This is a genomic window from Alloacidobacterium sp., assembly GCF_035631355.1.
Classification (GTDB): Bacteria; Acidobacteriota; Terriglobia; order Terriglobales; family Acidobacteriaceae; genus Alloacidobacterium.
In genome coordinates, this window is record NZ_DASQIX010000056.1 from 41,764 (window position 1) to 52,208 (window position 10,445).

The window sequence follows — 10,445 nt, forward strand, 5'->3', positions numbered from 1 at the left end:
CATCTTTCCCGTTGTTGGTACTACTGCCTGAGCTAAAAACAGATCCTTCCCCTTCCTTCCACTCAGGATCAGGATGACAGCATAAATTTTTTGAATTTGTCATTCTGAAAGCAGCGAAGAATCTGCTTGTTTATGGCTCCATTCCACTAGGAATGCCCTTTCACTTCTCTTGCGAAAAATAACCCGTCGCCGCTGACGCCAATGCTCGTCTAACGCTAAAAGCGTCCAGTCTACTTCCGGTTTCAAATAACGAAGCACGGTTTCGTTTGCGGGATGAATCCGCAAGGCGGGGGCGACCAGCATGAGCAGCGGCGGCTCGCCTGAGAGCTCAACACCGTTGAAATATCCATGCTTCTGCAATTCACCGGCAGCGTGGACCTGGCGCACGCGAAGCCAGTAGTCCAGCCCCTGCAGCGGCAGATGCAGGTCTTCATTTGCCTTTAGCTCTATCACCATCAGACGCCCGGAGCGCGTGACGCTCAACAGATCTATCATGCCGCGGTCTCCTCCGGCAAAAGCCGGAACCTGCACATAGACGAATTCTTCGTGAATGGCCGGTTCGAGTTCCGCCAGGCCTTGCCGCAATTCCGATTCGAGCCAGCGTTCGGGCTGCAGGCGGTACAAAGGATTGCGCACACTGCCGCCAGCGAAACGTCCGTCGTAAACACGCTGGATCAGATCGCGGAACAAGTCTACTGTTTCGGGATTCAGCGGCGTTTCGTTTGCGCCTGCGCCAAAGGTGATCGTGTCCTGCCGCGCAAACGATCCGGCGGCGACTCCATGACGGATGCGCGCGAATTCGAGACCGTGCAGACGGAAGCTGATCTCGGATGAACTGAGCGGACGAATTTCGGTATGCGGCTTCATGCCATCAGGCAACAGCGCGAGCAAACGATCTACTGCTGCCTGCGAGCGCTCCAGCGTTCGTTCGCGGTTGAAGTTGTGAACCAGGCGGATATCAAGATTTCCCTCATCACCGATTTCGGCGAAATCGAGCGTTTCGCAGCGCTCGTCGAGTTCATATAACTCCCACTTGGCGAGTGCCGGATTGAGCCATGCCATACGTCCGCGCGTGACGGCAGCCGCGCCCGCGGGGACAATCACTTTCAGCCCTTCAAAGACGCGCCTGCCGCCGCTGTGTTCGCGGCCATAGGCGAGCCAGAGAATGCCGAGCGTCAATGTTCCATCAATAGTTGCCTGCGTTTCTTCGGCGTTTACAGCAATTACGGCCCATGCCTTCGGCCCGCGAGCGAGCATGCCACGCGCATAGGCGGGGCCGAAACTGTGTTCCAGATCGATGGCGTTGCCAAGACTGTCGATATTGAAGTCCGGAAAGCTGCGTGCGAGCACCCGTTCCAGCAGTCGCAGATATTTCTTGCGCGTGGATTCCCGTGTTGTCGGAGTGCGCGTATCGCGGTCAGGAATGAGTTGCAGCGTTTGCGGTTTGCTCTGGCCGAATCGCCGCGTTTCGATGCGAAGCACATTCTTGCGCGCGTCGAGATTCGTCACCGTGCGCACCACGTTGCGTTCCTCTGACCAGAAGTGCAGGACGCAACGCCCATGTTCAGCGGAAAGCGCATAGCGGGTGGTCTGCATTTCAAAGAGCACGCGGCCATCTTCGAGCACGGCTGCGCGGGGGTGTTCAGCCAGAAACGCTTCGAGTGCGCGAGCGAGTTCCGCCGCGGATGTTTCAGTTTTTAACAGGGGCATTAAGAAAAGAATGCTTGCCCGTCCATCGACGGACAAGCATTTTCACGTTACCAGGCCATGCGTTTCCGCAATTCGGTAACATGCGCGACGTGATGGCGGCTGTGCCATGCGTAAAGCTGCACGACTTCGGCCAGCTTCTGGCGGCCATTCTCAGAATGAACATAGCCGCGCTGCCACTGCTCTTCACTCAATGACTCGAAGAGTGCGACCCAACGACGATGCAGCGCCTCGAGAAGATGCAGTGAAACCACGATGGGCAGCGTACGGGCGTCGGGAAGATTGGCCCAGAGATTTTCGTCATAGGCATTTACTGTGGGCCAGTCTTCAGTGAGGGCGCGCCGCGAGCGTACATAAGCATTGATGTGGCTGTCAGCAATATGATGCACGACCTGGCGGACGGTCCAGCCGCCATCGCGATATGGAGTATCGACCTGCTGGTCGCTCAGCCCGTTGACCGCGGAGCGTAGGTTCTCAGGCAGCGCCGCAATTACGGCTATCGATGCCCGCCGCTGTTCATGGGTCTGGCCTAAAGAGCCGGGAAATTTGCCAAGCGGGTAGCGCAGATCTTCGCTCATCTGTGTGCTCATAAGCGAAAAATACCACAGAAAGAGTGCGGCGGGCTTGCCGTTTTATCGTGCCCGGTGGTGGTGCCGATGATGGCGGTGATAGTGATGCGGTTGCGCGAACGCCGAGGCGGAGAACAGCAGTACGAGAGACAGAACGATTAGCTTTTTCATGGCGCGATAGTAGCAAAGAAAAGCAGAGATTCCTCTGTTGAAATCGCATTTAGGAACCAGCAAGGTTAGCCTTGCGCCAGAAAGCATCGGTTCCAGGTCCACATGGAATCGAAGCTATGCTTTGTTCCATCTAATTGATAAGGTTGAAATACATGACGACATCCGCAGCCAGCCATAAACGCTACTTTTTTGAAAAATTTGGTCTTTCCGAGCGACTGCTGGAGCGCTGCCTGGGCGAGGCCCTTTCCGCTGGCGGCGACTACGCTGACCTTTACTTTGAGTCCGTCTCGGCGACCTCAATCGGTATCGATGAATCGCTGGTCAAATCGGCCAGCCACGGAGTAAGCGCCGGATGCGGCGTTCGTGTCGTTTCCGGCGAGCGCACCGGTTATGCCTATACTGACAATCTCTCATCTGAACGCTTGCTTCATGCCGCGCGGACAGCGGCGCTGATTGCCAGCGGCCCGGCGAAGCAGCCTGTGGCAGGATTTGCCGAAACGCAGTCGCCGAATCTTTATCCGATACCAGCTGCTGAACTCGATTCTGACTTGAGCACGAAGCTCGATCTCGTAGTGCGTGCCGACCGCGCGGCACGTGCCTACGATGCGCGCATCAAGCAGGTAAGAGCAAGCTACTCCGATGAGTTGAAACGCATTCTCATTGCGGCTTCTGATGGCACGTTCGCTAGCGACACGCAGCCCCTGGCGCGACTGAATGTCTTTGTCCTCGCCAATGACGGTCAGCAGACGACGCGCGGCACTGCGGGAGGCGGTGGACGCGTCGAGATCGGCTACTTTCTCACTGAGAAGACGCCGGAACACTTCGCCAACGAGGCTGCGCGCACGGCCATTCTGCAACTCGGCGCTGTAGCCGCGCCCGCTGGTGAAATGGAGGTCGTCCTAGGCCCCGGTTGGCCCGGCGTGCTTCTGCACGAAGCTGTAGGTCACGGTCTTGAAGCCGATTTTAATCGCAAGAAAACGTCGGCGTTTGCGGGGCTGATTGGACGGCAGGTTGCCAGCTCGAAAGTCACCGTCGTTGACAACGGAACGATGCCTTCGCGTCGCGGATCGCTGAATGTAGATGATGAAGGTTCACCCACGCAGGAGACGGTGCTCATCGAAAACGGCATTCTCAAGGGCTACTTGAGCGACAAGCTTTCGGCGCGGTTGATGAACATGCCGCACACAGGCAATGGACGCCGCGAGAGCTATCAGCAGATTCCCATGCCGCGCATGACCAATACTTATATGCTTTCAGGTGACGATGCGCCGGAAGATATTCTGCGCAGCGTAAAGCGCGGCCTTTATGCTGTGAATTTCGGCGGCGGTTCGGTTGACATCACCAGCGGCAAGTTCGTCTTCAGCGCGTCTGAAGCCTATCTGATCGAGGACGGAAAGATTACTGCGCCTGTGCGCGACGCTACGCTTATCGGTAATGGGCCTGAAGCCCTGAAGTATGTGTCGATGGTTGGGCACGATTTACAACTCGACGAGGGGATTGGCACCTGCGGCAAAGACGGGCAGAGCGTCCCCGTCGGTGTTGGCATGCCTACGGTAAAGCTGGATCGTATGACTGTTGGCGGGACTGGGCATTAGAGATCAATGCGAATGACAGAAGCAATTGAAACTACGAACGACCTCCAACAACTCGCAGCAGACATTGTTATCAAAGCCTGCAAGGGGGGAGCGACTAATACCGAAGTCGTCATCCGTGAAGGCGATGAATTTTCAACCACTGTCAGGCTGGGTGAAGTTGAGACGCTGAAGGAATCCGGCTCACGCGGCATAGGACTGCGTGTCTTTGTGGGTCAGCGAGTGGCCAGTACGTCATCGAGTGACTTTACGCCGGAGGGTATTGAACACCTCATCTCGGGAGCACTCGCACTCGCCCGAGTTACTTCGGAAGATCCGTTTGCGGGACTTGCCGACGCTGGCGAATTCGGGAAGCTGGACACCGACCTCGATCTCTATCATGAAGACGTCTATTCGCTGCCAACAACGGAACGCATTGACTTCGCGCGTCGCTGTGAGGCTGCGGCGATGTCCGCTGACACGCGCATCCAGAACAGCGATGGCGGCAGTTTCGACGCGGCCACTGGCCGAAAGGTGCTGGCCAATTCGCGCGGATTCGTTGGCGAGTATCGGTCGTCCTATTGCTCTGTTTCCACCAGCCCTATCGCGATGAGCAAGAACGGCGAAATGCAGCGCGACTACTGGTATTCGGCTGCACGCACGCTGGCAAAGATCGATTCGCCGGAATCCGTCGGGATTGAAGCTGCGCGCCGGACTTTACGCAGGCTTGACGCGCGCCGCGTGCCGACGCAGCGCGTTCCTGTCGTCTTCGCGCCGGAGATCGCGCGTACGCTGGTCGGGGCGATCTTTGATGCAGCCAACGGCGACAGTATCTATCGCGGCGCATCATTCTTCACAGGCAAGCTTGGCGAGCAAGTAGCGGCCGACTCCATTAATGTGATTGACGACGGAACGATCGTCGGTGGTTATGGATCATCTCCTTTTGACGGCGAGGGGCTGCCTACACGCTGCAGCGTCATCGTCGAAAATGGCGTTCTTAAAACATATTTGCTGAACACTTACACCGCGCGCAAGCTCAACATGCGGAGCACCGGCAATGCAGTCCGTGGGCTGGCGGGCAATCCCGGCATTGGCAGCGGTAATCTTTATCTCGAAGCTGGCAAGTTATCGCTGGAAGAAATTCTGCACGATGTTAAAAGCGGCTTCTATATCACTGAACTTCTGGGCCAGGGAGTGAATATGGTCACTGGCGATTACTCGCGCGGCGCTTCGGGCATCTGGATTGAGAATGGCGAGTTGACATTTCCGGTGCAGGAAGTCACGGTTGCCAGCAATCTCAAAGAGATGTTCCGCAACATCACCGCCATTGGCAATGACCTTGTCTTCCGCGGCTCCGTGGCTTCTCCTACGCTGCGCATCGACGGCATGACCATCGCCGGCGAATAATGAACCTGTGCTCGCTCAGTCGATAGCATTTGATCCGGCGGACCCAAAGAACGCACTTGCGCAGATACCCGCGCAAGCCGGCGTCTTCGCGCTCTTCGCTGCAGATGAGCGCGCTGAACCATATCTAAGCCGGACTCCGAACCTGAAGCGACGGCTCACGCGCTTTCTCGACGCTCGTCCCTCGCAGACAAAGCGTCTGCGCCTCACAGAGAAAATTGCGCGCATTGAGTACACGCTGACAGGTTCTGATTTCGAGTCGGCCCTCTGCCTCTACGCGGCGTCCATGCAGGCATTTGGCGACGCTACGCGTAAGCGCATGCATCTGCGTTCGCCGTATTTTTTGCGCATGACGAGCGAGAACGCTTATCCACGGATATATGTAACCAACAAAGTCACAAAATCGGCGTTCGATGACCTCTTCGGGCCATTTCCTTCTCGGGCATCGGCGGAAAAGTTCAGCGACGAGATGCTGAATCTCTTTGAGCTGCGCCGCTGCCACGAAGATCTGAACCCTGATCCAGCATTTCCCGGCTGCATCTATTCCGAGATGAAGATGTGCCTCGCTCCCTGTTTCAAGGGTTGCACCGATGCGCGCTATGCGGAAGAAACCGCCAGCGTTCACGCCTTTCTTGAAACGCGCGGCGCCAGCCTGGTTGAAAAAATCAGCGCTGAACGCGATGCTGCGTCTTCGGGTCTTGAGTTTGAAAAGGCGGCACAAGCCCACACGAAGTTACAGAAGGTCCAAGCGGTCGTTTCCGTCACGCCGTCTGCGGTTTATCAACTGTCGAGTCTGATCGCGTTCATTTTGCAGCCATCAGCGGAACCGGAAACTGTTAACTGTTTCCTGCTCACCCGTGGAGTCATTCTGGGGCCGACTCGTTATTCGGTTCAGGGCATGCGGCTGCACAACGAGCAGTCGGGATCGACCTCGCTCTACGTTCACCCTACAACGTTTGAAGCCGTTCCACTTTCAGTTGAGGGGGCGGGCCCCGCTGTGCAAACAGTCTCGCGCAATGTGCTGGAGGAGCGCTTGCAACAGTCATTAGCTGATCTGGCTTCACCGCCCGCGAAATCGAGAGTCAGCACACAGACGATATCCGATCATCTCTGCCTCTTCAGCCGTTGGTTTTACCGCTCACAGACGCAACGCGCTGGTGAAGTGTTTTTTGCGGATAGCGTGGACGATCTGCCCCTGAGACAAATACTGCGCGGAATCTCGCGGGTTTACAGCAATAATCGTCCATAAAAATGGCCGGAGATTATCTCCGGCCATGTCGAGCGTAAACCGACGGCTTATTTCTGAGCGGCCATCCATTCCTGCAGTTTTGGTCCCTGAGCAGAGCGCAGCTCAATGCAGTCGTTGATCTGGTTTTTCGCCCGAGTCAACGCGCGGTCTGACGCCGCCACTTTATGTGTGCTGAAGAAGCTCTCCACCTGGTCGCGCGCGTCGGCACTGCAGAAGCTGCCCGTAGCACCGACGAGGTATCCGCCCATCGCAGTGGTGAGTTGGGCCTGCACCTTGTCCCAGTTCTGCTGGATATACTGCCATGCCTCATCGCGCGTTTCGCGGCCCTGCAACATGATGAGCAGCTCAATCGCAGCATCCTGATTCCTCACCTTGCCAGAAACAGTGTAGTCGAGCGAGCGGCGTTCCAGCGACTGGTTTTCGAAAACCGCAAGCAGGCGCAGCGCCGTTTCCTGTAGCTGCGGATTTGCCGAGGTCTCGAAGGTCTTCTGTAACTGGTCGAAGAATGCAGGATCTCCGTTGACCGCCGCAATTCCTGTGGCGGTTTGTGCGAATGTGCCTTCTACCGAGGAAGGATCAGCCAGATACTTTTCCGCAACCTGTTTGGCTTCTGCGATCACATCGGGGTCTTTCCCCACTGTGCCGAGGTAGCCGAAGAGTGTTGAGCGCAGTTCTTTTTTGTCAGGAGTATCACTATCAGACGCCGAACCCAGCTTTTCATATGCGGGCTTGAAGTTCTTGCGCACCCAGGCAGCAAGCGCGTCGTGCTCGGCGTCTGTGCTGGCGATGCGCATGTCGATGGCTTCGACAGCGCTGAGTGCGGTGTTGATCACAGGCGCACTGGTGTCGTCCTTTACTGCGGCCGCGAGAGTCATATAATCGCCAACCGGCATTTTGTCGGCGCGCACCTGCGCCCAGGCGTCGCCCAGAAGACTGATGCGCTCTTCAGGCGAGAGGTCAGTTTCAACATTGTCGACGATCTTCGAGTAAATATCTTTAGGGTAAGTGCTCCGGTAATAGCCTTTACCTTCGGCGTTCGCAAAGAAGAACGCGGCCTGCGGCGTCTTGAGTGTCTGCTGCGCTGATGAGAGCACGTCGCAATCTTCCTTGCCGCCGTTTGTCTTCATGCAGACAGGAAGTGTCCACGTCTGCTCCTTGTCAGCTTTCGCGCTCGGACTCAGGAAGAAACGTTGCTGGCTGACAGCAACGCTGCCACCTTGGGGAGCGCTGAAGGTCAGAATCGGCACGCCCGGCTGCGAGACAAAGCTGTCCATGATTTTGTCGACCGGCTTGTGGCTTTCCGCAGTCTGCGCGTTCCAGAAATCTTCGGCAGTAGCATTGCCGTACATGTGCGCGGCGAGATAGTTGTGCACGCCCCGGCGGAAGGTCTCTTCGCCGAGATAATTCTCAACCATGGAGAGGACCGCGCCGGCCTTGCCATAGCTGATGCCATCAAACATCTGGTTGATTTCGTCCGGGGTGTCCGCCTTGGCGCGAATAGTGCGCGTGACACGCTGGGCATCATAGTTCAAGGTGCCGTTGAGTTGCTCAGCAACGTCCTGGGGGATGTTCCACTCCGGATGCCATGCGGTAACAGGCTTGTCCTCCATCCAGGTGGCAAAGCCTTCGTTAAGCCAGATGTTGTCCCACCACTGCATGGTGACCATGTCACCGAACCACTGGTGGGCCATCTCGTGCGCTACGACTTCGGCCACGTTCTTCTTCGCGCCGACGGACGCCGTCTTCTCATCAATGAGCAGGTCGGTTTCCCGATATGTGATCGCGCCGAAGTTTTCCATCGCGCCAGCTTCAAAGTCGGGGATGGCAATCATATCGAGCTTGGGCATCGGATACTTGATACCGAAGTAGGTGTCGTAATAGTGCAGCACGAACTCCGCCGCTTTGACTGCGTACTTACCCAGTTCTACCTTGTCGGGAGTGGCGCAAGCGCGAATCGGCACGCCATCGCTTTCACCTGAGGTGCACTGGAAATCGCCTACAAGAAACGCAACCAGGTAGGTGGACATCTTTGGCGTGGTGGCGAACTTGATCGTGTGCTTGTCGTCCCCTGGGCCAGGCTTATCAGAAACAATGTTCGTGTTCGATATGGCCGTGTCGCCTTTATCCACAACCAGCGTTACATCATAAGTTGCCTTGAAGGCAGGCTCATCAAACGACGGGAAGGCGCGGCGCGCGTCAGTCGACTCAAACTGGGTGACTGCATAGTTCCGCTTTGATGTCTTCGAGAGATAGAAGCCGCGCAGTTCATTGTTCAGAATGCCGGTGTACTCGATCTCCAGCGTCAGTTTGCCGGCGGGCAGTTGCTGATGAAAGTTGAACGTTGCCTGCTGCTTGTCCGTGTCTTCGGTAACGGCAGCATCTACCATCTTGCCATTTAGGTTTGCTTTTACGCTCTGGAATTTGATTTCGATGGCGTTCAGCGTGATGGCATCGACGGGCTTCTGAATCTGGACATCGATTTTCTCGCTGCCGGTAAAGGCTGCGTTCTTCAGGTCGGGAGTAAGCACCAGGCTATAGTGCTGCGGGCGGACCGTGTCCGGCAGGCGCTGCGCGCTTACAGATAGCGCAGCAAAACAAGCTGCGGCAAAACACACGAATCCGAAAATACGACGACTACATTGCGACATTGGCTTCCTCGATAAGAAAAAAGGTGCGCTTTAAAGCGCTGCTTTAACCATATAGCAACGACGCATACGGTTGTCTAATCAGGAAGCGTCAGGATTCGCGGTAGTCGAGAAGCACGATGCCCACCAGCACCAGGCAAACAGGCCAAACGTATGAGGCGATTCTGGAGTCGCGTTTCTGGGGCAGGCGCAATTCGAGCCAGCGGCTCCAACCTGCGGTTGCGCCGAGCAGTGCGATTGGCGTGTGGCTCATCTCGGCGAGCATTTCCTGCTTGATGTTTCCCAGCGCATGAGAATGTGTCAACAGCAGCGCGCCGCCTGCGGCGCACAAAAGCGGGAAGACATACGATGCGGCGCGAGATTTGACGCGCCCTGTCTCAACCGCCCACTCGAAAAGGGCGAAGGCGGTAATCAGCAGCGCGTAGAGGCGATGCTGCAGTACGTCAGGCGCGGAAAAGCTGGCCCAGAAGGGACGCGGGCCAAGCGGCCAGTTTTCGGGATCAGCGCGCAAAAAGATGAAAACTGCTAGCCCAATGAATAAGAGCGGCCAATGGTGGGCCCATTTTAGCCGTCGCGAGCGAGCCAGCAGGGCAAACAATCCGGCGGCCAACACAATCAGTCCCGCCCAGTGGTGGTTATACTCGCTCCATGCGCGGTCATTCGCGTCGTTTACGCTTCCAGCGCTGAACAATGAGTTCTGCACGGCAACCTGAATCGATGTGGGAGGAACGAGCGCCTGCAGCGGAGGGCTTGACAGGCGTGGCTCGACCCAGCGCAGGCGCTCCACAATTTCATGCGTGGTCAATCGGTCCCGCGACAGATCGACGGCGGGCGGCTGCGATGTAAGCGATGCTGCGGCAAGGATTGCGGTAAAACCGAGGCCGATTTCCGCTTCACCGAAGCGCCGCAGCCGCACCAGCAGCGGTAGGGGCGCGCGCTCAAGCTGGCGGACAAGAATGAAATTCCCCGCGCCCATTCCCAGAATCAGCAGCAGCAGGTAAATCTTGGCCAGCATCATAAAGCCGTACGTTGTTCCGTACACGCCCTGCCACGAGCCGATATAAAAGAAGGCCATGCCGACGCCGCCAAGCACCAGCAGAGAAACGGATGCAATAGCCATTGCCGAGAA

7 protein-coding genes are annotated in these 10,445 nt (G+C 56.8%); 3 read left to right on the forward strand and 4 right to left on the reverse strand.

From position 1 onward, the window contains the following. Positions 1-99 precede the first annotated feature (99 nt). Together VEV40_RS09930 and VEV40_RS09935 are read right to left on the reverse strand one after the other, a co-directional pair. On the reverse strand, positions 100-1,710 hold the full coding sequence (locus tag VEV40_RS09930) for a hypothetical protein (protein WP_324832017.1): 1,611 nt from the start codon (positions 1,708-1,710) through the stop codon (positions 100-102). A gap of 47 nt (positions 1,711-1,757) precedes the next feature. Next, the gene (locus tag VEV40_RS09935; RefSeq protein WP_324832018.1) at positions 1,758-2,285 is read right to left on the reverse strand and encodes a YfiT family bacillithiol transferase; all 528 of its coding nucleotides are present in this window, start codon (positions 2,283-2,285) and stop codon (positions 1,758-1,760) included. Positions 2,286-2,599: 314 nt separating this feature from the next. On the opposite strand from VEV40_RS09935, the gene tldD reads away from it, so the two are divergent. From tldD to VEV40_RS09950, 3 genes are read left to right on the forward strand one after another with little or no spacing between them, the layout of a single operon-like run. Then, positions 2,600-4,042: a metalloprotease TldD gene (gene tldD, locus VEV40_RS09940; protein WP_324832019.1), complete on the forward strand. Its 1,443-nt coding sequence runs from the start codon at positions 2,600-2,602 to the stop codon at positions 4,040-4,042. A gap of 12 nt (positions 4,043-4,054) precedes the next feature. Beyond that, complete coding sequence (locus VEV40_RS09945) at positions 4,055-5,425, forward strand: TldD/PmbA family protein (protein ID WP_414637838.1); 1,371 nt, start codon at positions 4,055-4,057, stop codon at positions 5,423-5,425. 7 nt (positions 5,426-5,432) lie between these two features. Then, complete coding sequence (locus VEV40_RS09950) at positions 5,433-6,671, forward strand: excinuclease ABC subunit C (protein ID WP_324832021.1); 1,239 nt, start codon at positions 5,433-5,435, stop codon at positions 6,669-6,671. Between the two features lie 47 nt (positions 6,672-6,718). On the opposite strand, the gene VEV40_RS09955 is transcribed toward VEV40_RS09950, so the two are convergent. Beyond that, complete coding sequence (locus tag VEV40_RS09955; RefSeq protein ID WP_324832022.1) at positions 6,719-9,319, reverse strand: M1 family metallopeptidase; 2,601 nt, start codon at positions 9,317-9,319, stop codon at positions 6,719-6,721. Positions 9,320-9,407: 88 nt separating this feature from the next. Next, positions 9,408-10,445, reverse strand: a 1,038-nt coding sequence (locus VEV40_RS09960; RefSeq protein WP_324832023.1) for a CopD family protein, incomplete at its 5' end; no start/stop codon positions are given.